The sequence below is a fragment of the Synechococcus sp. A15-62 genome, from assembly GCF_014280075.1.
Lineage (GTDB): Bacteria > Cyanobacteriota > Cyanobacteriia > PCC-6307 > Cyanobiaceae > Parasynechococcus.
In genome coordinates, this window is record NZ_CP047950.1 from 344,417 (window position 1) to 367,254 (window position 22,838).

A 22,838-nucleotide genomic window follows, 5' to 3' on the forward strand; every position below is an offset into this window, starting at 1 on the left:
CCGTCCCCAGTCCGTGGCCTGGTTCGTCAAGACTGAAACATTCACGGCTGTCGCCGCCGCCCTCCCTGTTGAGCAGCGGCGACCCACCTTGGAGGCTCACCGCCGTTGGGTTGCAGATGAAGCTGCAGCCGGCCGCCGTCTACGCAGCGGTTACCTGGTGGATGGCGACCGGCGTCCGGGCGGCGGTGGGCTACTGATGTTTGAGGCGTCGTCCTACACCGATGCCCTGGCGTGGGTCCAGAACGACCCGATGATCATCGCCGGCCTGGTGGACTGGCAGGTGCAGGAATGGATCCCCGTCAGCGGGGATGGCTGGCCATGAGCCGTTGCACCTCGCCGGCGTGGTAGCTGCTGCGGGTGAGTGGTGTGCTGACCACCTGGAGGAAGCCCAGCTCCTCTTCGCCCACTGTTCTGTAGGTCTCGAATTGAGCCGGAGTGACAAAACGGTCGACGGCCAGGTGCTTTGGGCCAGGTGAGAGGTACTGACCAATGGTGACGATGTCGACCTTGTGTTTGCGCAGATCCCGGAGAGTCTCGATCACCTCCTCATCGGTTTCCCCGAGCCCCACCATCAGTCCCGACTTGCTGTAGGCCTTGGGCCATTGCTCCCTCACCCGTTGCAGCAGCTCCAGGGAGCGTTCATAGATGCCCTGGGGCCGCGCCAGGCGGTACATCCGCGGCACCGTTTCAATGTTGTGGTTCAGCACGTGGGGGGCGGCGGTCATCACCGTTGCCAGGGCATCCCAGTTGCCGCAGAAGTCGGGAATCAGCAGCTCGATCGTGGTGAGCGGTGAGCGTTGCTTCACCTGTTCGATGCAGGCAACGAACTGGGACGCACCTCCATCGGCGAGATCGTCGCGGTTCACCGAAGTGATCACCACGTGCTTCAGGCCCAGACGGGCCACAGCTTCCCCAAGCCGTTGCGGCTCGGTGGGATCGAGCTCACGGACGCTCTTGTCGAAGTCGATGTCGCAGTAGGGGCAGGCGCGGGTGCAGCCGGGCCCCATGATCAAAAACGTGGCGGTGCCGCCTGCAAAGCATTCGCCGATGTTGGGGCAGCTCGCCTCCTGGCAGACCGTGTTCAGATTTAAGTCCAGCAGCAGGTCGGCCACGGCGCCGATTCGCTCGCGCTGCGGAGCTTTAACGCGCAACCACTCCGGCTTGAGCACGGCGAAGCATCTTCAATCCACGACCCTAGTCGCTGCTGAGATCTGCCTGGATTTCGCTCCACTGTGATCTTTTAAGATTGCAGTGCCGGGATGTGGCGCAGTTTGGTAGCGCACTTCGTTCGGGACGAAGGGGCCGCAGGTTCGAATCCTGTCATCCCGATTCTTGGTTTGCATGGCACTGCCAGGTCTTGATGGAGACCTGAGCTAAGCCGGAAAAACTCAGTCCTCATTGAAGACTTGCCCCGGGGTACCCCCGCGGCGTCACCATCCAGTCACCATCGGCACGGCTGCTGCTGTTCCCGATCAGAACAAGCGTGAGCATGTCCACGGATTCCGGCTCCAATCGCTCAAGACTCGTGAGCTCACGGGATTCCTCTGCGCGGCCCAGCTGCCGCGCCAGCGTCACCGGGGTTGTGGGGGGGCGGTGTTTCAACAGGATCCCCTTGGCGTGTCCCAGCTGCCAGTCCCGGCCCTTGGACCGCGGGTTATAGAGGGCGAGCACAAAATCTCCAGCAGCGGCGGCCTCCAGTCGCTTTTCGATCACGGCCCACGGCGTGAGGCGATCGCTGAGGCTCACGCAGCAGAAGTCATGCATCAGTGGCGCCCCGGCCCGGGCGGCGGCCAGCTGGAAGGCTGAAATGCCTGGATGTACCGAGAAGCTGGGCCGCTCCTGCTCGGGTTGCTGAAGCAGCAGCTCCAGGGCCAATCCCGCCATGCCGTAGATCCCGCTGTCGCCGGAGGAGATCAGAGCAACTTTGGCCCCTTGTTGGGCCAAGCGCAGTGCTTCGGTACAGCGGTCCCATTCCCGGGTGAGCTGGCCATCGAATCGGACCTGATCCGGGCGGCGCAGGGGCTCCAGAAGATCGAGGTAGAGGCTGTAACCAACCCAGGCGCAGCAACGGGAGAGGGCTGCTTTGGCGTCTCCGCTGAGCAGGGACAGATCCCCTGGACCACTGCCCACCAGGTGCAGCTCTCCCCTCTCTGGCGCATAGGGGAGGGCCGCCTCGGCAATGGCCACCGTCACGGCACCCTGCTCCCCTGTTGCCGGACGGCTGATTCTCTTGGGCTGGATCAGATGACCTTGTTCGCCCGCAGCCAGCAAGGCCGCTGCTTCAGCCACAGACGCAGTCCCCATTTCCTGGCGCACCACTTCGGAGGGATTTGGCACGTCGATGGATGCAAGGGCGTGCTCCACAAAGGTTCGGAACGGCCATGCCCTGGTGCGGCTTAGCTCTTGCAGGGCCGGTTCATCAGCTTTCCGCGCTGCGCTGGCCATTCCGGCGACAGCCTCCTCCGCCAGTCCTGCTGTTGCCAAGGCCTCGGCAATGGCCTTCTCCACCAGCGAAACACTGGTGTTGCGCTCACAGCCGATGCCGATCCAGAGCGTTGCTGGATGCCACTGGCAATCACCCTGACGGCGCGCTCCGATCACAAGATCAGCGGCGTCTGCCCCCCCCCTGGGATCGATGTTGTGCAGCAAGGGATGGCCTTCAGGGCCTCGCCAGGCGGTGGATCCACTGCTCTGGTGAACGCTGATGCTGGATCCCTGGGATTGCCGCACCATCAGATCGCGCCAATGGGCCACCGATCCCCTGCGTTTCCAGCCCCAGCCCTCCCCAAAGGCATCCAGGGGGAGACGTCCTTCATGGGCGCAGGCGCCCGTGATCACCGCCTGCCCGCCGAGATCCATCGCGATCTCTCGGGCGCGCTGTTCGGCGCCTGCGGAATGGCCTCCCAGAAGCGGAATAATGAATTCTCCTTTCGGGTCAAGCACCAGAACGGCTGGATCCTTCTCTTTGCCTTGGATCCGAGCTGCAATCAGGCGCGTCACTGCTCCCACGGCGCCCACGAACAACACGACGTTCTCTGCCGTCCAGTGCACATCAAGGGCGGTGCTGATGTCTTGATCGGCTGGCTTGATCCGCTCGATGTGGCCGCGCAGCAGCAAACGCTCCAACAGCGGCATGGCGCTGGGGCTCAGTCCTAGGCCCAGAGCGGGAGCGGCAGATGTGGGGTTCAGGGCAGGAAATCCGGATCAGGGCTTGCGCAAGCGCCCATCGCTGTTGAGCAACTCACGGGCTGATCCTCCCAGGCTGCTGCTTGGCTTCAGCTTGGGTTCCTCGTTGGCTGGCTGCTGAGACTCCGCTGGCTTTTCCTGGGCGGGAGTGGGAGGAGTGGGCCGAGCCGTTTCTGATTTGGATGGCTGTTCGGCAAGGGGCTGTTCAGCTATGAGCGGCTCAGGCTCCTGCTCTTCGTTTTCCTCTGGTGCCGTGGGCTGAGGGACGGCCGTGGTCTGGGTATCGACCTCGTCCTCGACGACGGCCTCGGCTTTGAGCTCAGCCTGAGGGAGGTCTCGGGGCTGTTCTGTCTGCTCTTGTTGTTTCTCCTCAGTCCTTTGAGGAGGCTCTGGCGTGGATTCAACCACCTCCAGAACTTCAGGCTCAGGGGAGCCGCTCAGGCGCGCGAGCTGGCTTTCGCTGAGGCGTGGGCGCATCCAGCCCGGCTTGGCACCGGATGCAGCTTTCAGATGGATCAGCTGATTGTTAAAGACCGGTGTGATCGGCTCACCCAGCCCATTCAGCAGTTCCATCTGAATGTCGTGGCTGCCTGCGCCGTTCGATCCTTTGAGCCAAAGGGCTTCCTGGTGATCAACCAAAAAGCTGTCTCCATCAATGCTGATGCGGAGCCGCCAGCGTCCATCGCCCTCCCGCAGGTTTTGCAGCGGAGCATTCCAGATCAGCCAATCCACCAAAAGGGGTTGCAGGCCCTGCTCTCCGGATGGCGAGACAGGGACCAGCCAGGGAGCATCGCGTTCGGGTTGTGTGCCCTGCAGTTTTTGCCAGAGGTGCAGGCGTCCCTGGATTGAGGCTCCCGGTGTTTGAACGGCTTCTCCCCAGGGGTAAGCGGCCCAGGCGCTGAACCGGTGACTGCCCGCTTCCAGGTCATCGATGCGGACTTTCAAGCGGTTTCCATTGCTTTCGCTCAACCGCAGGGGAGCGCGGTTGTCGATTTGGAGCACCACATGGGGCCCTAGACCCAATTCGGGGTCGCTGCTGAGGGGCCAGTCGTCGATTTCGAAACGCAGCTCAAGGGCGTCAGAGGTAACGATGCTGTCGTTGCTTGGAGCGATCAGCCGCAGGGAGGGGCGGTGCTGTTGCAGGTTCTGTCGCAGCTGTTGCACTGCCCCTGGAGGAGCCACTTCCTGGAGCTTCCCGCTGGGGGCTGAACTCGGCAGCGGTTTGGCAGCGGACCCTGAATCACGATTGAAGAATCCAGGACGCGCATGAACAGGTAAGCCGGCACCAAGAAGCAGCACTGCTGCCAGCAGAACAGCCCATATCGACTTCAGGCCAGGGCGACGCATCGGGCATGAACAGATCCGATCATTCTGAACAATCCGCCCTTCACTGTCAGAGTTTTAGTTATTTAGGAAGGAAATATGCGTGAAATTGTATTGCTTACTGCTTGAGATCTTTGTTGTTTCGCTGATTCTCAGCCTTCTGCAGACGCCTGTCGCTGACTGGTCCGCCACAGGATTGAACCTTTGTAACTCAGGGCCCTTTAACCCCCTTCTCCGCCCCTATGCTTCCGCCAGCGGTCCCCTCTTTGGGGCCCCAGCATCAGTGCAGACAAGGGGTTTCGACTCCTTTGCCGTACTGACGCCCGGATGCTGATTCCTTGTGGATCCGTGTTCGGGGCCCCGATTGGCTTCGGCCCTTCGGAGGGGTGGCCCACCACCTCGAAACCCGTCCCTCGAGGAACGACTCGATGACCATCAGCCCACCTGAGCGTGGGAGTGACGCGAAAAGCCAGGTCGAGAAGGTTGACAATCCAGCAACCTTCGAGCTGTTCGGTAAGCCCGGACACTTCGACCGCGCTCTCGCGAAAGGTCCCAAAACCACCACCTGGGTTTGGAACCTTCACGCCAACGCTCACGACTTCGACGCTCACACGAGCGACCTTCAAGAGGTCTCTCGGCGGATCTTCTCCGCCCATTTCGGCCACCTGGCCGTCATCTTCATCTGGCTCAGCGGTGCCTTCTTCCATGGCGCCCGCTTCTCCAACTATTCCGGTTGGCTTGCTGATCCCACCCATGTGAAGCCAAGCGCCCAGCAGGTCTGGGCCGTCTTCGGCCAAGAAGTCCTCAACGGCGACATGGGTGCCGGTTTCCAAGGCATCCAAATCACCTCAGGCCTCTTCCAGATGTGGCGGGCCTGGGGCATCACCAGTGAAACCCAGCTCATGGCTCTGGCCATCGGTGCCCTGGTGATGGCCGGCCTCATGCTCAACGCCGGTGTTTTCCACTACCACAAGGCTGCGCCGAAGCTGGAGTGGTTCCAGAACGTTGAGTCGATGCTGAACCACCACCTGGCAGGTCTGCTGGGTCTCGGTTCACTGTCCTGGGCTGGTCACGTCATCCACGTGTCTGCTCCTGTCACCAAGTTGATGGATGCCATTGATGCCGGCCAACCGCTGGTGCTGAATGGCAAGACCATCGCTTCGGCTGCAGACATTCCGCTGCCCCACGAGTTCTTCAATCAGGACCTGCTGGCGCAGCTGTATCCCGGCTTCAGCGCTGGTGTCGGTGCCTTCTTCTCCGGCAACTGGGCTGCCTACAGCGATTTCCTCACCTTCAAGGGTGGTTTGAATCCTGTGACGGGAAGCCTCTGGATGACCGACATCGCCCACCACCATGTGGCGATTGCCGTGATGTTCATCGTTGCCGGTCACATGTACCGGACCAACTGGGGCATCGGTCACTCCATCAAGGAGATCCATGAAGGCCAGAAGGGTGATCCCCTGCTGTTCCCTGCCACCAACGGTCACGACGGTCTTTACGACTTCATGACCAATTCCTGGCATGCCCAGCTGGCGGTCAACCTCGCCATCGGCGGTTCGGTGAGCATCATCGTTGCTCAGCACATGTACGCGATGCCTCCGTATCCGTACCAAGCGATCGATTACCCCACCCAGATCGGGCTCTTCACCCATCACATCTGGATCGGCGGCTTCCTGATCGTTGGTGCCGGCGCTCACGCCGCCATCGCCATGGTTCGCGATTACGACCCCGCCAAGCACATCGACAACGTGCTGGATCGGGTGCTCAAGGCTCGCGACGCCATCATCAGCCACCTCAACTGGGTCTGCATCTGGCTCGGAGCCCACAGCTTCGGCCTGTATATCCACAACGACACCATGCGTGCCCTGGGTCGTCCCCAGGACATGTTCAGCGATTCGGCCATCTCCATTCAGCCGATCTTTGCTCAGTGGATTCAGAACGTGCATGCCGCAGCTGCCGGCAGCACGGCTCCCAACGCCCTCGCGGGTGTGAGTGAAGTGTTCAACGGTTCCGTTGTCGCCGTCGGCGGCAAGGTTGCCGCTGCTCCCATGCCGCTCGGCACCGCCGACTTCATGGTTCACCACATTCATGCCTTCACGATTCACGTGACGGTGCTGATCCTGCTGAAGGGTGTCCTGTACGCCCGTAGCTCCCGCCTCATCCCTGATAAGGCCAATCTGGGCTTCCGCTTCTCCTGCGACGGTCCTGGTCGTGGTGGCACCTGCCAGGTCTCCGCTTGGGACCACGTGTTCCTGGGCCTGTTCTGGATGTACAACTCCCTGTCAATCGTGATCTTCCACTTCTCTTGGAAGATGCAGAGCGACATCTGGGGAACGGTGAATGCCGACGGTTCCGTCGCGCACATCACCAACGGCAACTTTGCCCAAAGCGCCATCACCATCAATGGCTGGCTGCGTGACTATCTGTGGGCTCAGGCCGTTCAGGTGATCAACAGCTATGGCTCGAACACAGCCGCCTACGGAATCATGTTCCTCGGCGCCCACTTCGTGTTCGCCTTCAGCCTGATGTTCCTTTTCAGTGGCCGCGGCTACTGGCAGGAACTGATCGAGTCCATCGTCTGGGCTCACAACAAGCTGAAGGTGGCTCCCGCCATCCAGCCCCGTGCTCTTTCCATCATCCAAGGCCGTGCCGTGGGTGTTGCCCACTACCTCTTGGGCGGAATTGCGACCACGTGGGCCTTCTTCCACGCCCACATTCTTGTGGTCGGCTGACCTCACCTGACCTCTCCCTCTAATGGCAACGAAATTCCCTTCGTTCAGCCAGGGTCTGGCCCAGGACCCGACAACCCGCCGTATTTGGTACGGGATCGCCACGGCTCACGACTTCGAGAGCCATGACGGAATGACGGAGGAGCGCCTCTATCAGAAGCTCTTCTCCACCCATTTCGGTCATCTCGCGATCATCGGCCTGTGGGTTTCGGGAAACCTGTTCCACATCGCCTGGCAGGGCAACTTCGAGCAGTGGGTCGCCGACCCCCTGCACGTGCGCCCCATCGCTCACGCAATCTGGGATCCCCACTTCGGTCAAGGCGCCATTGACGCCTTCACCCAAGCGGGCGCTTCCTCCCCGGTGAACATCGCCTACTCAGGCCTTTATCACTGGTTCTACACAATCGGCATGAAGACAAATGCCGAGCTGTATCAGGGTTCCATCTTCATGATGATCCTGTCGGCTTGGGCCCTCTTCGCCGGCTGGTTGCACCTGCAGCCCAAGTTCCGTCCTTCCCTGGCCTGGTTCAAAAACGCTGAATCGCGTCTGAACCACCACCTTGCTGTCCTCTTCGGCTTCAGCTCCATCGCCTGGACCGGTCACCTGGTTCACGTTGCGATCCCCGAAGCCCGCGGTCAGCACGTTGGTTGGGACAACTTCCTCAACGTTCTGCCTCACCCCGCTGGTCTTGGACCCTTCTTCACCGGCAACTGGGGTGTGTACGCCGAAAACCCCGATTCTCTGAATCAGGTCTTCGGTAGCTCCGAAGGTGCCGGCACCGCCATCCTCACCTTCCTTGGTGGCTTCCACCCTCAGACAGAAGCTCTCTGGCTGACGGACATCGCCCACCACCACCTGGCCATCGGTTGCCTCTTCGTGATCGCCGGCCACATGTACCGGACCAACTTCGGTATCGGTCACTCCATCAAGGAGATCCTCGAAACCCACAACCCCCCGAAGGGCACCCCCGGTGACCTCGGTGCTGGCCACAAGGGTCTCTACGACACCATCAACAACAGCCTGCACTTCCAGCTGGGTCTGGCTCTCGCCTCTCTTGGCGTGGTCACCAGCCTCGTTGCGCAGCACATGTACTCGATGCCGTCGTATGCCTTCATCGCGAAGGACTACACGACTCAGGCAGCCCTGTACACCCACCACCAGTACATCGCCATCGCGCTGATGTGTGGTGCCTTCGCCCACGGTGCGATCTTCTTCATCCGTGACTACGACCCCGAAGCCAACAAGGACAACGTCCTGGCCCGGATGCTCGAGCACAAGGAAGCGATCATCAGCCACCTGAGCTGGGTCTCGCTGTTCCTCGGTTTCCACACCCTCGGCCTCTACGTCCACAACGATGTGGTCGTTGCCTTCGGTACACCTGAGAAGCAGATCCTGGTTGAGCCCGTGTTCGCCCAGTTCGTTCAGGCCGCCTCTGGTAAGGCCATGTACGGAATGGACGTGCTGCTCTCCAACGCCTCCAGCTCCGCCAGCCTTGCTGCCCAGAACATTCCTGGTGAGCACTACTGGCTGGACGCGATCAATGGCAACACCGATGTGTTCCTGCCCATCGGCCCTGGTGACTTCCTGGTTCACCACGCCATTGCCTTGGGTCTGCACACCACCACCCTGATCCTTGTGAAGGGTGCCCTGGATGCCCGCGGCTCCAAGCTGATGCCCGACAAGAAGGACTTCGGCTACTCCTTCCCCTGCGACGGCCCCGGCCGTGGCGGCACCTGCGACATCTCTGCCTGGGACGCCTTCTACCTGGCTGTCTTCTGGGCTCTGAACACCGTGGGTTGGCTGACCTTCTACTGGCACTGGAAGCACCTGGCCATCTGGTCCGGCAACGTGGCCCAGTTCAACGAATCCAGCACTTACCTGATGGGCTGGTTCCGCGACTATCTGTGGCTCAACTCCTCCCAGTTGATCAACGGCTACAACCCGTTCGGAAGCAACAACCTCGCCGTCTGGGCTTGGATGTTCCTCTTCGGACACCTGGTTTGGGCCACCGGCTTCATGTTCCTGATCTCCTGGCGGGGTTACTGGCAGGAACTGATCGAGACCATCGTCTGGGCTCACCAGCGCAGCCCCATCGCCAACATGATGGGTTACCGCGACAAGCCCGTGGCACTGTCCATCGTTCAGGCCCGTGTTGTCGGCTTGGCTCACTTCACGGTTGGCTATGTCTTGACGTACGCCGCCTTCCTGATTGCCTCGACTTCAGGGAAATTCGGTTAATTCCTTCCTGAATTAACCCGCGACGAGTCGTTCCTCGTTTCAAACGTCCCCACCCGGTTCTCCGGGTGGGGATTTTTGTTGTCTGTGCTTCGCAGTGGTTCTGTTAGACCGTGTTGTTGTTCTCGTATTGCTCTGGGCCTTGCCTAGCCTCAGGCCTCGATGGTGAGCGGGCTGAACGTGGGCGAATGGGAGCACCTGCAGCGGAACGTTGGTGAGTGGCGCGGCTGGTTCGACAGCCTGGACAGGACGCTTCAACGCACCAAGCGTCAGCCCTCCCTGCTCAGGCTCGAACCGGCACCCGCCGGCGTGCCACTGAATCTGACCCTGCTGCTCTGGCCTGAGGAAGCGGGATCGAGTTCTCCCCATCAACCGCCTGCAGGTGAGCCAGAAAAGCGGATCGTTCAAAGCTTCACGCGGTTGGATCCCGACATGGGGGTCTTCGGCACCGGCAGTTTTTCAAGGGGGACGCTGCACCGGTGCACCTGGGCCAAGCTCTACGCCGAGTTTGGGTTCCTGCATCACCAACGCCGTCACCGCCTGGTGCTGCTGTGGGATGGTGCGGGGCAATTGGATCGGATCGTTCTGATCCGTGAGTTTCTCGCCGGAAGTCCAGCGCTGGAATGTCCACCCCTGGAGGCAGATCAGCTGATCGGTGACTGGCGTTGCGACCTCCCTTCGCCAGGGGACAACATCTGTTTTGCCGCAAGCGATCTTGATCGCTGGATCTTTTTGCCGGATGGAGGAGCCTTTCTGGCGCCTGCCCAGATTGATCCCCACCAGCCCTTCAGCATCGAAGCGCTTTGGCTCTCGAGTGCAGCGCGCCTCGAGCGAATTTCACGTCGCTATTCAGAACACGGTGCCCTGACGTCGGTGAACCACCAACTGCTCACCCGTTGAGCCTGGGTTGGCTATGGGGTGTTGCTTAAGTCAGCCCGGCCTCTGTTGCTGAAGGCAATGTCGAGGGTGCGCAGATAAGTGTGCAGGCCTGCATCCTGAATCGGCAGTACGTAGGCGTCGGCTCCGGATTCGTTGTGGTGGGAGTGCCAGTAACCGGGCGGTGTCACGAAGGCTGCGCCGGCTGCCCAGTCTTCCCGGTGCCCATTGCGGATCATCCCGTTCTCGTCCAGCTCGGTGCCGATCATCGTGTAGCAACCCGGTTGGCAGGCCACCGCAAAATCAAGGGCGATCGACTGATGTCGGTGGGGGCGCTGCACCTGGCCTGCGGGGAGGATTCCCAACATGGCCCAGAGGGTATGGGTGACGGTGCGCGTCTGCGGGAAGGCGTTGTTTCCCAACAGCACACTTACGCGATTGGCGTTGGCTCCGCGGGGATTGCTGGCGATGGCATCCAACTGCGCGCGAGCATCCTGATGGCTGTAGAAGCAGGGTTCGAACACCGGTTTAACGGTGCTCACGCCCAGATAACGAAGCAGTGGGGCATCGTGCACCCAATACAGGCCGGCGTGGCTGTCGCTGCTGTGAATGGCTTCGCCGCCTGCCGGAAGCACGAACGTGTCTCCCTCGCTCCAGTGAAAAACCTGACCACAGGCTTCAGTTTGCCCATGGCCTCGGGCCACGAAGAACAGCTGACTGGTCGCATCTGCATGGGTTCGCAAGGACGCCTGGTCCAGTCGAATGAAGTTGCCGCAGAGCGATGGACCCGTGGCCGGACCTTCGCAATCGAGCTCCGGGCTGAGGTCTAGCGGCATCAGCTCATTGCCGCTCCCGTCAAAGAAACTGGCGGGAAAGCTCCGATAAGGGATTCTGCTGATCAAACCCTTCTGCAAGGGGTTGGCTGCAGAGCTGTAGTCAAAGAATTGGGCCTGGGCGCTGGTGGGGGTACTCGCCTGTGGGGTGACCGTCATCCTGCTCTAAATACGACGCGTCTTCGACGCAGTGAACGGCACCTTACGCCGCTGACTTTCACGGCTGTTGTGGCAACTGTTGCGCTCCGCAAAACAACGCGGCTCATCAGTCGTTCGATTGGCTCCCGCAGCCGATGCAGTCGGCGGTGCGTCTGGCGCCGATGAATGCGCAACAGAAGATGATCGGCAATACGGTGCATCTGAACGGTTTCCTCGGGCCCTGAGGGTACAAAACTATTCTCGGGCCGATTTAAGAGTGCTTTGTCATGGATAAATACCTCCTTCCATGGACGGCCCCAGGCCGCTTGTGCAAATAAATTGTTGTTGGCTTTGAAATGGTCCTGAACGCGATGGGCTAACGCCGCATTAAATCCCCAGAATTTGCCGTCATCCCAACCGCGAAATGCGGTTTCCTTGGGAATGATGGTTGTTGATCCTGAAATTGCTTTCGGGGAGATTCCGTGATGTCGCAGCCTTTGTGAAAGCTCCCGCGCCAGCCAGGTTCCCCTCGGCCCTGTTCCTGAATTCAGGCTGCTCTCTCTGTGTTCGGCCCAGGGCAGAGATGGGTCAAGATCGAGTGAATGCAGAAACTGGATGAATGGATCTGGATGGGTTTGACGGAACGGAATGAAACGCACATCAAGTTCGCAGTTGCGCACATTTAGAAGAGAAGAAAAGTAGTTCCAGAAATCAAAGATATCGGATCGTCTGTTGTCTTTTTCGACTGCTTTGCCTTTGATCATTCGTTCGCCGTCCAGGACGTCTTGGACGTATTCGGCAAAGGTTTTGCTGTGATAAAAACGTTTTAAGCTGTATCCATATCGTGAATTGATGTAATCGAGCTGGGAGCGGATAAAGATGATAATTGTTAGCTTAAATCCATGTTCTCTGGCGATTGTCTGCAGGGCGCTAACGGCCCCAGCACATGTGAGCTGCGGGCCAAATTGTTCGGCGCTGATCAATACGTCTGCATCGGTCTTGCTCCAACGCTTGAGATAGGAATGCCATGGATCCCAGTGCTCCTTGCTCATGGCTTTCACGAGCTGTTTGAAATCCCACTGATCCTCGTCAGGGAATTGGTAAATGATCTTCTGGTCCGCCAGCAGCGATGCACTGCGGCGCACCCGGCACTGAATGTCTGACGATGCTGTCTTATGGGTGCCTGCATGCAGGATCAGTCGTCGAGTTCTCGCCATGGCAGGGGGTTCGCTCATGCCGATCTCCAGCGCTTCAGCAACAGGTAAACAGTTGGTACCACATAGAGAGACAGCAATGAGGCCACCAGCAGTCCGCTGAACACCACGGTGCCAATGCTGATCCTGCTGGCGGCTCCCGTGCCCTGGGCGAACAGAAGCGGCAGGAAACCTGCCAGGGATGTGACCGCTGTCAGCAGGATCGGGCGCATCCGGTTCACGGCCGCATCCACAATTGCGTCATGTAGGGCCAGGCCTGCTGCAATCCGCTGGTTGGCGAACTCCACGATCAGAATTCCGTTTTTGGCCGCCAGGCTCACCAGCACCAGGAGTCCCATCTGGCCGTAAACATCCAGTGGAAGGCCCCGCAATTTCAAGCCGATCAGGGCTCCGAGCAGGGCCAATGGCACCGTGAGCAGGATGATCAACGGGTCGATGAAACTCTCGTAGAGAGCGGCAAGAAGCAGATAGACCACCGTCACGCCGAGGGCGAACAGCACCCAAGTCACCTGCCCAGCCCGTTGCTCTTCCAACGCCAGGCCCGTGAAGGCCAGGCCGATGTTGCTGCCTCCAATGCGATCACCGGCCTGGGTCAGGGCATTGATGGCTTCACCGCTGCTGACCGTTGGTGCGGGGATGGCCGTGATCCGGATGGCCCGGTTGAGCCCGAAGTGGCGAATGTTGTTAACGCCCTCCTCGCGGGTGAGGCTGGCCAAGCTTGCCACCGACACCAGTTCACCGCTGCGGTTGCGCACCATCAGACCCGTCAGATCCTCCGGACGACGTCGCTCGCGGCCATCCAGCTGAAGAACAATGGAGCGGATGCGACCGTCGTCGTAGGTGTCATCGATGTAGCGGCCGCCGAAGGCGGTGCCGATCTCCCGCAGCGTTGCGCTGTAGTCGAGGTCGAGAGCAGCCAGTTGGTTGCGGTCGAGCTCCAGCCGCCAGCGGGGGAAGCTGGCATCAAAGCGGGTGCTCACCCGTTCAAACCGCTCTGTCGCCTTGGCCGTCTGGATGAAGTCCTGGGCGACTTGGCCGAATTGCTCCAGGCTGAGTTGCCCTCCGCTGCGGTCCAGCAGTTCCAGGGAGAGTCCTGATTCACTGCTGAAGCCCCGCACGGTTGGTGGTGTGATCAGCACGACCCTGGCATCACCAATTCGTTGCTGCATCTTTCTGTTGAGACGACGTTTGATGGCGTTGCTGCTCTGCTCTTTGCCGGGTCGATCCTTAAGTGGCTGAAGGCGCAGGTAAAACGATCCACGGTCTTCTCCGCTTTGCCCGAAGGAGCTGCCGGCATAAAAGTTGCCAGTGCGCACCAGGGGCTCTTCACTCACGACGCGTCGGATGTCGTCCATCACGGCCACGCTGCGCTCCAGGCTGGCGCCGTCGGGAAGTGTGAAGTAGCCGCGGATCTGACCTTGGTCGTCATCGGGGATGAACGCCGTCGGCATGACGGCCAATCCTGAGGCCGTGATGACCAAGCCGCTCAGCAGCACGAGGGCGATGCGTCGCCTGCGCTGCAACCAGTGCTCGAGTTGTTTCGCGTATTTGGATTGCAGGGTTTGCATGCCCTGCCGAAGCCAGCGGCTCAGCTTGCCGATGGCCCCAGGAAGACGGCCGCCCCCTGGGCCCAACACCCGGGCGCAGGCCATCGGGGTGAAGCTGAGCGCATTCAAGGTGGAGAACAGAATCGCTCCGCTGATGGCCAGGGCGATCGGTTGATAGAGGCGTCCGATCGATCCGGGAATGAGCAGAACGGGCAGGAACACGGCTGCCAGCACCAATGAGGTGGCCACAACGGCCGTCGCTAGCTCAGCCATGGCGTCCTCGGCCGCCTGTTCGGGGGGTGTGCCCCGTTCGATGCGTCCGGCGATGTCTTCGCTGACGACGATGGCGTCATCCACAACGATCCCGGTGGCCAGCACCAGCCCAAACAGGATCAGGCTGTTGAGATTGGAACCGCTCAGTTTCACCAGGCTGAGGCTTCCCACCAGCGCCACCGGCACAGCAAGGCCAGGGATCAGGGCGAGACGCCAGCGGCCCAGAAACAGCACCAGTACCACCAGCACCAGCAACACGGCATCGCGCAGGGTGATGAAGGTGCGATCGAGGTTGGCCTGAACCGTGTCGGCCACATCCACGATCATCGACAGTTCGATGCCCGGGGGAAAGCTCGCTTCCAACTGCTGCAGCTTGCGCTTGATCGCCCTGCTCACGTCCAGAGCATTGGCCCCATCGCGCTGGTAGATCCCCACGGCCACCGAGCGCTCGCCAGCCAGATTCATGGCCTCGCGTCCGTAGTTGCGCTGTCCGAGGGCAACCCGTCCCACATCCTTCAGGCGCAGCAGCCCGCCGTTGTCCAACCGGCGCAAGACGAGGTTCTCGAAATCCGATTGGCTGCGAAGTCGCCCTTCCGCTTCCACCGGAAGGCTCAGCACTTGGCCCGCTGGAACTGGGGCAGCCCCGATGCTGCCAATGGCAGCCAAAACGTTCTGTTCAGCCAGGGCTCGGCTGACGTCGCCAAGGGTGAGGTTGGTCTGTTCGAGGAGTTGCGGATCCAACCACAGGCGAAAGGAGAGTTCACTGCTGCCAAAGATCTGTACATCACCGATGCCAGGTGTGGTGAGCAGTTCATCCCGCAGGGTCTGGTTCAGCCAGCCCGTGAGAAAGGTGGGGACGTATTGATCCGGTGGGTGGCTGAACCCCAGGATCATCAATAGGTCTTCCGAGGAGCGCCGCACCTGGAGCCCCTGGCGCGTTACGGCCTGGGGCAGCCGTCGGCTGGCCAGGTTCACCTCGTTTTGAACCTTGATCGCATTCAGCTCGGGATCACCCGCGTTGAAGCGCAACGAGATGCTGGCGCCGCCCTGCCTGCTGGTTGAGCTGATGCTTTCGACCCCTTCCAGGCCATTCAGCTGTTGTTCCAACACCCGGGTCACGCTCTGCTCCACCACCTCCGGTGAAGCCGCCGGGAAGTTGGCACTCACACTCACCCGGGTGGGAGCGAGGGGCGGAAGATCCTCAAGCCCTAGGCCGAACAACGCCGTGCAGCCCGCTAAAAGGATCAGCAGGCTGCAGACGACCGTCAGAACCGGCCGCCGAAGAAACGGCTGGGAGATCGACCGCACCGGGACGTCTCAAATGTGAATGAATCCTGCCAGGAAAAATCCCCCGGCTGCCTTGAATCAGGCAACCGGGGGATGAATGGTGTTGGTCAGTGGGTTCAGTGAACGGCTTCAGCCGACGCTCCAGACACCAGCAGCGATCTTGAACAGCTCCTGAACGTGAACGGTGTTGCAGAGGAACCAGGCGAAAACGGCACCGCCGCAACCGCCAAGCCAGAAACCACTGGTGAAGTCGGCCCAGCCGGTGCGGGTGAACAGGTCGGCGGGGGGATTCTCAACCGTCACATCCGCAGGGGGGATGTTGGGTTGCTTGCCGGGCTGGTTGTAGAGCAGGAACAGCAGGCTGAGGATGTGCACAGCGCCGATGGCAGCCAGCAGGCCAGCAGTTTGCTGATACTCCGTGGCACGCAGGGGACCACAGATGGTGAAAGGGCCGTAGAGCAGGTAACCGAAGGCTGCGCCGGTTTCAAGACCACGGAAATTCGGAGAAATTCCGGGGCGGTACAGGGGCAGGTTGTTAATCAGACCCTTGATGAAATAGCCGCTGTTGACGGGTGTCGCAAGGTTGCCGACGCAAGGATCAGCAGCAGGAGTGACGGTCATGAGGTACGAGTGCTGAGGGGTTGAAACGGTCCGCAGGTCGCGGTCACTCGGCAGCGGTGATCACTCGACCAACAAGGACGATGAACACTGCGGGGAACACGATTCCGGTGATGGGCACGAAAATCGCAGGCAGCCAGGCAGCAGCGAAATCTCCAGTCATGTCGAGGCCAAAAGCTTCGCAGCTACTGTAAGTAGGTCCGTTCTGACGGCCTGCTTTAGGCCCCAACGGCGACATAAAAGTTCAATCCGCATGCAGAACGTTCTCCTCCCTGGTGCCGTCGTGCTGCTCACGGTCGTGCTCTGGTTGCGCAGGAAACCGGTGAAGCCGATGCTCTCCAGCACGGATGCCAGCCGTGTCGCACAGATCAACCGTGCTCAGCTGGAACTGGTGATTGAGCCTGCCGCTGAAGGGGAATTCGCCGATGCTTCCCTCGAGTCATGGACGGCGCCGACAACTCCCCTGGAGCGTCTTGCCCTGGAGCATCGCCTCAAGGCTGATATGGAGGCTGGCCCTGAGGAGCGCTTGCGCGCCGTTCGTTTGGCCGCCCGATGGGGACATCGTTCGGCTCTGCCCCTGCTGCGCCAGGCGCTGCGGGACAGCGATGCGCGTGTGGTGGAAGAAGCCGCCGCTGCGATTGCACCGTTCCGAGGGGCGCCGGCCGCTGCCCCGATCCGTCAGCCGGCGCGGCCGCCGCGCAACGTTTCACGGATGCGATAGATCGGTCGGTCCTGGCTTTCGTGGTAGGTGCGGATCAGCAGTTCGCCGAGAAGGCCGAAGCAGAACAGTTGAATGCCGGCTAAACCAAGCACCACCGCCAGGGTGAGCAGTGGGCGATTGGCGATGTCGCCTCCCATCACCTTGATCACGAAGAGATAGGTGCTGGTGGCGATGCTGGCGGCGATGGCCAGCAGTCCTCCGAAGCCGAACACGTACATCGGCCGGGTCAGAAAACGCTTCATGAACCAGACGGTGAGCAGATCCATCAGCACACGGAACGTGCGATCGATCCCGTACTTGCTGCTGCCGAACTGACGCGCCCGGTGGTTCACCTTCACTTCGGTGATCCGAGCACCCTCGATGAAGGCCAGGGCGGGAAGAAAGCGATGCAGCTCTCCATAGAGACGCATGTCTGAGAGAACTTCCCGTCGATAGGCCTTGAGGGAGCAGCCGTAGTCATGCAGCCGCACACCGGTCACCCGGCCGATCAATCGGTTGGCGATCCGGGAGGGAAGTTTGCGCTGGAGGGCGGCGTCCTGGCGCTGATGGCGCCAGCCACTCACGAGGTCGTACCCCTCACGCAATTTGGCCAGCAGCATGGGGATGTCGGCTGGATCGTTCTGAAGATCTCCATCCAGACTGACGATCACCTCCCCGCCAGCCACATCAAAACCAGCCGCCATGGCTGCGGTCTGGCCATAGTTCTTGCGCAGCAGCACAGCCACCACTTCGGGCACTTCTGCGCTGACCTCAGCCAGCACTTTCGCGGTGCGGTCGCTGGATCCGTCGTCGACCAGGACCAGCTCAAAAGTCTCGTCGGTTGGACGCAGCGCTGAAAGGAGCTGCTCAACCAGGTGGGGCAGGCTTTCCTCTTCGTTGTACAGCGGCACCACCACCGAGAGATTCAGGGGTGCACTCATGCCGGTCGCGCTGTCAGTCGCTCAACTTAAGCCGGGGCCCTGTCGATCCGGCTGACAGCGTCAGGAGAGATGCGATCCGTCATGGCAACGCACCACACGGCCTGCGCCGCGGAATTCAGCCCTGTAATGGCAAGCCACCGGGTGTTGATCGCTGCTGTGCAAGCTGTCGATGCCGATCCCATTACGCCCATGGTCCTGGCCTGAGCTGTGGCGGTAGCGGCCATCGCCGAGGTGGAGCCCCACATGGGTGCAACGCTGGCGTGTGCCAAAAAACAAAAGATCTCCCGGGCGCAGCAAGCTGTGATCGTCGGGGAGAGCGGCAACTGGTTGGCAGAACCGCTCCTGCTGGTAGGCATCCCGCGGAATCCAAATGCCCTGGCTGGCGAAGGCCATCTGCATCAGCCCGGAACAATCCATGTCCGGCTCGGTGGTGCCACCCCAGAGGTAGACGTTGGGACGTTGCTGGGCGATTTCGCTCCAGGCCAGCACGCCGGGCAGGCGTCGTTCAATCTCCGTCGCGCTCAGCGGCGACGGTCGCCAGGCTGCGCATCGCTCAGCTCGCCCCAGAACCGCCTCGAGTTCGAGCCAGCAGCGGTAGCCATCCTCCAGCAGCTGAACAGCGATCCTCTTGCGCTGCTTCTCCAGGATGCGAAAGCGGCGTCCATGACAGGCCTGGGTTGTCAGGCTCTCGCCATCAGATCGCGAATAACCATTGACGTCAGCGCACAGCTGCCAACAGGAGCCTGTCTGAATCAGGTCTGGGGCCAGCAGGGTGCCTAACGTCGCCATGGCCCAATTGAATCGCTATGGCGTTCTACCGTCCCGATCCCGCAATGGCGGCTCGGCTTGAGGCGGCCCTCGATGGGCTCGATGCCGACGGTCGCCCAGGGCTGCGCAACAGCCTGGCGATCACCTGGGTGCGGTACGACGACACTGCCCCGGAGGCGGGTCAGGGCAGCGGTGCTTCCTGGAACCAAGACCGGATTCTCTATCCGGCCAGCGTGGTGAAGCTGTTCTATGCCGTCGCCGTTGAGCAGTGGCTGCAACGGGACCTGATCCCTGAAAGCGACGAACTGGCGCGCGCGGTGCGCGACATGATCGCCTACTCCAGCAACGATGCCACGGGGCTGGTGGTTGATCTGCTCACAGGCACCACCAGCGGCCCTGCTCTCCATGGCGAACGCTGGGAGCTTTGGACGCAGCAGCGTCGCTTGATCAATGGCTGGTTGCAGAGCTTGGCCTGGCCGGAACTTGAGGCGGTGAATTGCTGCCAGAAGACCTGGGGTGATGGTCCCTATGGCCGGGAAAAGATGTTCTATGGGGCCGACAACAGCAACCGCAACGGCTTGTCCACCGCTGCAACAGCCCGGATGCTGGAGGCGGTGATGACCCGTGCGGTGGTGTCGCCGCCGGCCTGTCATCGGCTGCAGGGTCTGTTGCGGCGCTCACTCGATCAGCATCAGCGTCGCGCTGATCCCGAAAACCAAGTGGATGGGTTTCTCGGTGAGGGCCTACCCGATAACGCGCTCCTTTGGAGCAAGGCCGGCTGGATGAGTCAGGCCCGTCATGACGCAGCTTGGTTTCAGGCCTCCGAACAGCAGCCCCCTATCTTGCTTGTGGTCTTCAGTACGGGGCCTGATCGCGCCAGGGACGCATCGCTTTTGCCGGAGCTGGCACGGCAACTCAACCAGTTCAGCAGCTCCGAGGAACCGGCGGATTGAGTCAATGAACTTGGAACGGAGAGGGAGGGATTCGAACCCTCGACAGAAGTTGCCTCCTGTAACTCCTTAGCAGGGAGCCGCTTTCAACCACTCAGCCACCTCTCCAGCGGCGCACCCAGAGTACCAAGTGCTCGGCAGTTGGTCAGACTTCAACGCGGGGCAGGCGTCGTTTGAAACCACAGAGGATCTCCCAGGGAATCGAGCCGCATTGGTTGCTCCAGCTTTGAGGGCTTAACTCCAGGTCACCGTCCTGGCCAAGCAGAGTGACGATGTCGCCTGGCTCCAGCCCAGCTGCATCGGTGGCATCCAGCAGGAGCTGGTCCATGGTGATGGCTCCCACCTGCGGCAGCTGGCGATTGCGATGCAGGGCGTGAATGTGCCCGCTGAGGGACCGCAGAACACCATCGGCGTAGCCGATGCCCACCACGGCAAGCCGAGTGGGGCGCTGGGTGATGAAGCGATGGCCGTAGCTGACCCCTGTGCCGGCGGGCACGTCACGGATCAGGCTGACCCGGGCGCGAACCGCCAGGGCGGGTTGCAGGGGAATGACGTTGTTCAGATGACTTGCAGGCGCATGGCCGTATAGGGCCAACCCAACGCGAACGAGGTCGTGATGCAGCTCCCGGTTGAGCAAGGTTCCTGCCGAGTTGGCCAGATGGCGGGTGATGCCGGCACTCGCTCGGGGCAGGGCCGAGAGCATGCTCACGAAGCGCTCCTGCTGGAGGCTGGTCAAGGCATCGTCCGGCTCATCGGCACAGGCCAGATGGCTGTAGATGCCTTCCAGATTGAGGTGTTCCAGGCTCAGCAGCGCCGCCGCGGTCTGATGTCCCTCGCTGAGGGAGCAGCCCAGCCGTGCCATGCCCGTGTCGATCTTCAGCTGCACGTCAAAACATCGACCGCTGTCGGCAGCTAGAGCGTTGCAGAGCTGGGCATCCCTGAGGCTGCTCAGGGTGGGCATCAACCGCCAGTGCAGGCAGGTGCGCAGGTCGTCCGGTTCATTGAGGTTGCTGAGCAACAGCACCGGTGCCTCCAGACCGGCCCGCCGCAGTTCAAGACCTTCCTGGAGCGTGGCCACACCAAGGCTCGTTGCTCCACCCTGAAGCGCCGCCCGTGCCACCGTCTCGGCACCGTGGCCGTAGCCATCGGCCTTCACCACCGCCATCAGTTGGGTGCGAGGTCCGAGGTGCTGGCAGAGCGCCCTGGCATTGGCCCGAATCGCTGCAGGTGAAACCTCCACCCAGGCGCGCTGACGTGGATTCAGCTCCGGAATCACAGGCAGTGCTCGGCGCTACCGAGACAGCTTCACATCGCCGATAGCATGACTATTATTGAGTGGGCTGGCATGGGCCAGGTTCTCGTTCTCAATGCGTCCTACGAGCCGCTCAATATCACCACCTGGAGACGGGCAGTGGTGATGATGCTGAAGGGCAAGGCCGAGAGTCTGGAACACGATCCCTGTCGGCAATTGCGTCAGGGCACCCACCTGCCGACGGTGATTCGCCTGCGGCAGTACGTCCGCGTCCCGTTTCGTCAGCTGCCCCTGACGCGTCGCAACCTCTTCCAGAGGGACAACCACACCTGCCAGTACTGCGGCAGTCGTGACAATCAGTTGTCCATCGACCATGTGATCCCCCGCAGTCGGGGAGGCGGTGACACCTGGGAGAACGTGACCACGGCTTGCCTCAGCTGCAATGTTCGAAAGGCCAACCGAACTCCGAAGGAAGCCTCCATGCCTCTGCGTCATGTCCCGCGGAGGCCGGCCAGCAGCCTCAGTTTTGAGGCCCGGCGCCAGATTCATTCCGGTCATCACCAGGAATGGGCGAAATACGTGATCGGTGCTTGACCGTCAGGCCTCGGCCTGATCGCTCAGGGCCTCTAGTTTCTGACGTTGCTCTTCGGCGATGCAGGCACCGATCAGGTCTTCCAGCTGGCCCTCCAGCACAGGTTCAAGGGTGAAGTTTCGGCCCAGCCGGTGATCGGTGGTTCGGTTGTCTTTGTAGTTGTAGGTGCGGATTTTTTCGGAGCGGTCACCACTGCCCACCTGGGCACGTCGGTCGCTGCTTTCGCGTTCTGCGGCAGCCGCCTGCTCCCGCTCCAATAACTTGGCGCGCAGGATCTCCAGGGCCCGTTCCCGGTTCTGCAGCTGGGAGCGTTCCTGGGTGCAGAACACGCGGATGCCTGTGGGTTTGTGGAGAAGGTCCACGGCTGTTTCCACCTTGTTGACGTTCTGACCTCCAGCACCGCCTGAACGCGCGGTGCTGATGTCGAGATCCTTCGGGTCGAGCTGAACTTCCACGGCATCGGCTTCGGGCATCACGGCCACCGTGGCTGTTGAGGTGTGGACCCGACCCTGGGATTCCGTGGCCGGGACCCGTTGCACCCGATGCACTCCCGCTTCAAATTTCAGTTGGCTGTAGACGCTGTCGCCACGCACCGACAGGATCAGTTCGCGAAACCCGCCCAGGTCGGCCTCGGTGCAGCTGATGGATTGCACGGCCCAGCCCACTTTCTGGCTGTAGCGCTCATACATCCGTGCCAGATCACCGGCCCAGAGACAGGCCTCATCGCCGCCTGCACCGGCACGAATTTCCAGCATCACACTGCGCTCATCGCGGGGATCCCGCGGCAGCAGAGCCAGGGTGAGCCGCTCGGTCAGCGTTGCGTGCTGTTCCTGGAGGCTGGCCAACTCATCCTGCGCCAGTTCCTCCATCGCAGCGTCACCGCGACTGTCTTTCAGCAGTTGACGTGCTGAATCCCGCTCGGATTCGAGCCTCTGGAGTTCCTCGAAGTCGAGCACGAGCGGCTCAAGTCTTGATCGCTCCCTTGCGATCGATTCAAGCCGCTTCGGATCAGCGGCCACATCAGGATCGGCCAGCTGCCGCTCGAGGTTGCGGAAGCTGGCTGTGGCTGTCTCCAGCCGTGTGAACAAGGTCGAGGCGTCCATGCCCCGTTCTCACCCTCAGGCCTTGGACTCGGCCTTGGCGGAGTCGGCACCTTTCTTCTTGGTGCCCATGCCGTACTTCTTCATGAAGCGATCCACACGGCCCTCGGTGTCGAGAATCTTCTGGGTGCCGGTGAAGAAGGGGTGGTTGCCGCTCCAAACGTCGACGTGGATCTCCGGCTGGGTGGCGCCCGTGGTCATGACCACTTCGCCGTTGCAGATCACCTTGGCGTCGGGATACCAGGTGGGATGGATGTCGGGTTTTGGCATAGGTA

General features: G+C 61.2%; 20 protein-coding genes and 2 tRNA genes. 8 read left to right on the forward strand and 14 right to left on the reverse strand.

Annotated features, from left to right (window positions below; all coding sequences use genetic code 11):
- The first annotated feature begins 13 nt into the window (after window positions 1-13).
- On the forward strand, window positions 14-322 hold the full coding sequence (locus SynA1562_RS01700) for a YciI family protein (RefSeq protein WP_186494524.1): 309 nt from the start codon (window positions 14-16) through the stop codon (window positions 320-322).
- Here the strand turns inward: SynA1562_RS01700 and lipA are convergent.
- The gene (gene lipA / locus SynA1562_RS01705) at window positions 300-1,169 is read right to left on the reverse strand and encodes a lipoyl synthase (RefSeq protein ID WP_186494525.1); all 870 of its coding nucleotides are present in this window, start codon (window positions 1,167-1,169) and stop codon (window positions 300-302) included. The genes SynA1562_RS01700 and lipA overlap by 23 nt on opposite strands.
- A gap of 86 nt (window positions 1,170-1,255) precedes the next feature.
- On the opposite strand from lipA, the gene SynA1562_RS01710 reads away from it, so the two are divergent.
- Window positions 1,256-1,329 (forward strand) — tRNA-Pro (locus tag SynA1562_RS01710).
- A gap of 66 nt (window positions 1,330-1,395) precedes the next feature.
- Here SynA1562_RS01710 and cobJ read toward each other — a convergent pair.
- Window positions 1,396-3,135 carry a precorrin-3B C(17)-methyltransferase gene (gene cobJ, locus SynA1562_RS01715; protein ID WP_186494526.1) on the reverse strand — a complete coding sequence of 580 codons (1,740 nt, stop codon included), beginning with the start codon at window positions 3,133-3,135 and terminating at the stop codon, window positions 1,396-1,398.
- Between the two features lie 69 nt (window positions 3,136-3,204).
- Window positions 3,205-4,533: a hypothetical protein gene (locus tag SynA1562_RS01720; protein ID WP_186494527.1), complete on the reverse strand. Its 1,329-nt coding sequence runs from the start codon at window positions 4,531-4,533 to the stop codon at window positions 3,205-3,207.
- A gap of 404 nt (window positions 4,534-4,937) precedes the next feature.
- On the opposite strand from SynA1562_RS01720, the gene psaA reads away from it, so the two are divergent.
- The 3 genes from psaA (at window position 4,938) to SynA1562_RS01735 (ending at window position 10,374) form a co-directional block, all read left to right on the forward strand.
- Window positions 4,938-7,241: a photosystem I core protein PsaA gene (gene psaA / locus SynA1562_RS01725; RefSeq protein ID WP_011363355.1), complete on the forward strand. Its 2,304-nt coding sequence runs from the start codon at window positions 4,938-4,940 to the stop codon at window positions 7,239-7,241.
- 22 nt (window positions 7,242-7,263) lie between these two features.
- Window positions 7,264-9,477: a photosystem I core protein PsaB gene (gene psaB, locus SynA1562_RS01730; protein WP_114987216.1), complete on the forward strand. Its 2,214-nt coding sequence runs from the start codon at window positions 7,264-7,266 to the stop codon at window positions 9,475-9,477.
- A gap of 159 nt (window positions 9,478-9,636) precedes the next feature.
- Window positions 9,637-10,374: a DUF3598 family protein gene (locus tag SynA1562_RS01735; protein WP_186494528.1), complete on the forward strand. Its 738-nt coding sequence runs from the start codon at window positions 9,637-9,639 to the stop codon at window positions 10,372-10,374.
- Window positions 10,375-10,385: 11 nt separating this feature from the next.
- On the opposite strand, the gene SynA1562_RS01740 is transcribed toward SynA1562_RS01735, so the two are convergent.
- The 5 genes from SynA1562_RS01740 to SynA1562_RS01760 all read right to left on the reverse strand — a co-directional run bounded on the left by SynA1562_RS01740 (window position 10,386) and on the right by SynA1562_RS01760 (window position 16,423).
- A complete protein-coding gene (locus SynA1562_RS01740) occupies window positions 10,386-11,342 on the reverse strand; it encodes a cupin (protein WP_186494529.1) in 957 nt (318 codons plus the stop codon).
- Window positions 11,339-12,556 (reverse strand): hypothetical protein, encoded by a 1,218-nt coding sequence (locus tag SynA1562_RS01745; protein WP_255445690.1) that lies wholly within the window; start codon window positions 12,554-12,556, stop codon window positions 11,339-11,341. The genes SynA1562_RS01740 and SynA1562_RS01745 overlap by 4 nt, the downstream gene beginning before the upstream one ends.
- Window positions 12,553-15,663 carry an efflux RND transporter permease subunit gene (locus tag SynA1562_RS01750; RefSeq protein WP_186494530.1) on the reverse strand — a complete coding sequence of 1,037 codons (3,111 nt, stop codon included), beginning with the start codon at window positions 15,661-15,663 and terminating at the stop codon, window positions 12,553-12,555. The genes SynA1562_RS01745 and SynA1562_RS01750 overlap by 4 nt, the downstream gene beginning before the upstream one ends.
- Before the next feature lie 108 nt (window positions 15,664-15,771).
- Window positions 15,772-16,263, reverse strand: a complete 492-nt coding sequence (locus SynA1562_RS01755; protein WP_011363361.1) for a photosystem I reaction center protein subunit XI — start codon at window positions 16,261-16,263, stop codon at window positions 15,772-15,774.
- Between the two features lie 43 nt (window positions 16,264-16,306).
- A complete protein-coding gene (locus SynA1562_RS01760; RefSeq protein ID WP_006851672.1) occupies window positions 16,307-16,423 on the reverse strand; it encodes a photosystem I reaction center subunit VIII in 117 nt (38 codons plus the stop codon).
- Between the two features lie 90 nt (window positions 16,424-16,513).
- Here SynA1562_RS01760 and SynA1562_RS01765 point away from each other — a divergent pair, with 90 nt between their 5' ends.
- On the forward strand, window positions 16,514-16,981 hold the full coding sequence (locus SynA1562_RS01765) for a HEAT repeat domain-containing protein (RefSeq protein WP_186494531.1): 468 nt from the start codon (window positions 16,514-16,516) through the stop codon (window positions 16,979-16,981).
- Here SynA1562_RS01765 and SynA1562_RS01770 read toward each other — a convergent pair.
- Both SynA1562_RS01770 and SynA1562_RS01775 read right to left on the reverse strand, forming a co-directional pair.
- The gene (locus SynA1562_RS01770; RefSeq protein ID WP_186494532.1) at window positions 16,939-17,901 is read right to left on the reverse strand and encodes a glycosyltransferase family 2 protein; all 963 of its coding nucleotides are present in this window, start codon (window positions 17,899-17,901) and stop codon (window positions 16,939-16,941) included. The two genes, SynA1562_RS01765 and SynA1562_RS01770, sit on opposite strands and share 43 nt — an antisense overlap.
- A 60-nt stretch (window positions 17,902-17,961) precedes the next feature.
- A complete protein-coding gene (locus SynA1562_RS01775; protein WP_186494533.1) occupies window positions 17,962-18,690 on the reverse strand; it encodes a C40 family peptidase in 729 nt (242 codons plus the stop codon).
- Between the two features lie 17 nt (window positions 18,691-18,707).
- Between SynA1562_RS01775 and SynA1562_RS01780 the strand changes: the two genes are divergently transcribed.
- Window positions 18,708-19,622: a serine hydrolase gene (locus SynA1562_RS01780; protein WP_186494534.1), complete on the forward strand. Its 915-nt coding sequence runs from the start codon at window positions 18,708-18,710 to the stop codon at window positions 19,620-19,622.
- 16 nt (window positions 19,623-19,638) lie between these two features.
- Here the strand turns inward: SynA1562_RS01780 and SynA1562_RS01785 are convergent.
- Window positions 19,639-19,727, reverse strand: a tRNA-Ser gene (locus SynA1562_RS01785).
- A 37-nt stretch (window positions 19,728-19,764) separates the two neighbouring features.
- A complete protein-coding gene (gene alr, locus SynA1562_RS01790; RefSeq protein ID WP_186494535.1) occupies window positions 19,765-20,895 on the reverse strand; it encodes an alanine racemase in 1,131 nt (376 codons plus the stop codon).
- Between the two features lie 69 nt (window positions 20,896-20,964).
- Here alr and SynA1562_RS01795 point away from each other — a divergent pair, with 69 nt between their 5' ends.
- On the forward strand, window positions 20,965-21,465 hold the full coding sequence (locus tag SynA1562_RS01795; RefSeq protein ID WP_186494536.1) for an HNH endonuclease: 501 nt from the start codon (window positions 20,965-20,967) through the stop codon (window positions 21,463-21,465).
- A gap of 3 nt (window positions 21,466-21,468) precedes the next feature.
- On the opposite strand, the gene prfA is transcribed toward SynA1562_RS01795, so the two are convergent.
- Window positions 21,469-22,566, reverse strand: coding sequence for a peptide chain release factor 1 (prfA, locus tag SynA1562_RS01800; protein ID WP_011363371.1), 1,098 nt, complete (start codon window positions 22,564-22,566; stop codon window positions 21,469-21,471).
- A gap of 15 nt (window positions 22,567-22,581) precedes the next feature.
- Window positions 22,582-22,833: a 50S ribosomal protein L31 gene (gene rpmE, locus SynA1562_RS01805; protein WP_006851595.1), complete on the reverse strand. Its 252-nt coding sequence runs from the start codon at window positions 22,831-22,833 to the stop codon at window positions 22,582-22,584.
- Window positions 22,834-22,838: the final 5 nt, after the last annotated feature.

What these genes read in the sequence shown, in the direction of transcription:
- cobJ (WP_186494526.1), bottom strand. Translation starts at nt 3,135, where the DNA reads ATGCCGCTGTTGGAGCGTTTGCTGCTGCGCGGCCACATCGAGCGGATC.
- SynA1562_RS01720 (WP_186494527.1), bottom strand. Translation starts at nt 4,533, where the DNA reads ATGCGTCGCCCTGGCCTGAAGTCGATATGGGCTGTTCTGCTGGCAGCA.
- psaA (WP_011363355.1), top strand. Translation starts at nt 4,938, where the DNA reads ATGACCATCAGCCCACCTGAGCGTGGGAGTGACGCGAAAAGCCAGGTC.
- psaB (WP_114987216.1), top strand. Translation starts at nt 7,264, where the DNA reads ATGGCAACGAAATTCCCTTCGTTCAGCCAGGGTCTGGCCCAGGACCCG.
- SynA1562_RS01735 (WP_186494528.1), top strand. Translation starts at nt 9,637, where the DNA reads ATGGTGAGCGGGCTGAACGTGGGCGAATGGGAGCACCTGCAGCGGAAC.
- SynA1562_RS01740 (WP_186494529.1), bottom strand. Translation starts at nt 11,342, where the DNA reads ATGACGGTCACCCCACAGGCGAGTACCCCCACCAGCGCCCAGGCCCAA.
- SynA1562_RS01745 (WP_255445690.1), bottom strand. Translation starts at nt 12,556, where the DNA reads ATGAGCGAACCCCCTGCCATGGCGAGAACTCGACGACTGATCCTGCAT.
- SynA1562_RS01755 (WP_011363361.1), bottom strand. Translation starts at nt 16,263, where the DNA reads ATGACCGTCACTCCTGCTGCTGATCCTTGCGTCGGCAACCTTGCGACA.
- SynA1562_RS01760 (WP_006851672.1), bottom strand. Translation starts at nt 16,423, where the DNA reads ATGACTGGAGATTTCGCTGCTGCCTGGCTGCCTGCGATTTTCGTGCCC.
- SynA1562_RS01765 (WP_186494531.1), top strand. Translation starts at nt 16,514, where the DNA reads ATGCAGAACGTTCTCCTCCCTGGTGCCGTCGTGCTGCTCACGGTCGTG.
- SynA1562_RS01770 (WP_186494532.1), bottom strand. Translation starts at nt 17,901, where the DNA reads ATGAGTGCACCCCTGAATCTCTCGGTGGTGGTGCCGCTGTACAACGAA.
- SynA1562_RS01775 (WP_186494533.1), bottom strand. Translation starts at nt 18,690, where the DNA reads ATGGCGACGTTAGGCACCCTGCTGGCCCCAGACCTGATTCAGACAGGC.
- SynA1562_RS01780 (WP_186494534.1), top strand. Translation starts at nt 18,708, where the DNA reads ATGGCGTTCTACCGTCCCGATCCCGCAATGGCGGCTCGGCTTGAGGCG.
- SynA1562_RS01795 (WP_186494536.1), top strand. Translation starts at nt 20,965, where the DNA reads ATGGGCCAGGTTCTCGTTCTCAATGCGTCCTACGAGCCGCTCAATATC.
- prfA (WP_011363371.1), bottom strand. Translation starts at nt 22,566, where the DNA reads ATGGACGCCTCGACCTTGTTCACACGGCTGGAGACAGCCACAGCCAGC.
- rpmE (WP_006851595.1), bottom strand. Translation starts at nt 22,833, where the DNA reads ATGCCAAAACCCGACATCCATCCCACCTGGTATCCCGACGCCAAGGTG.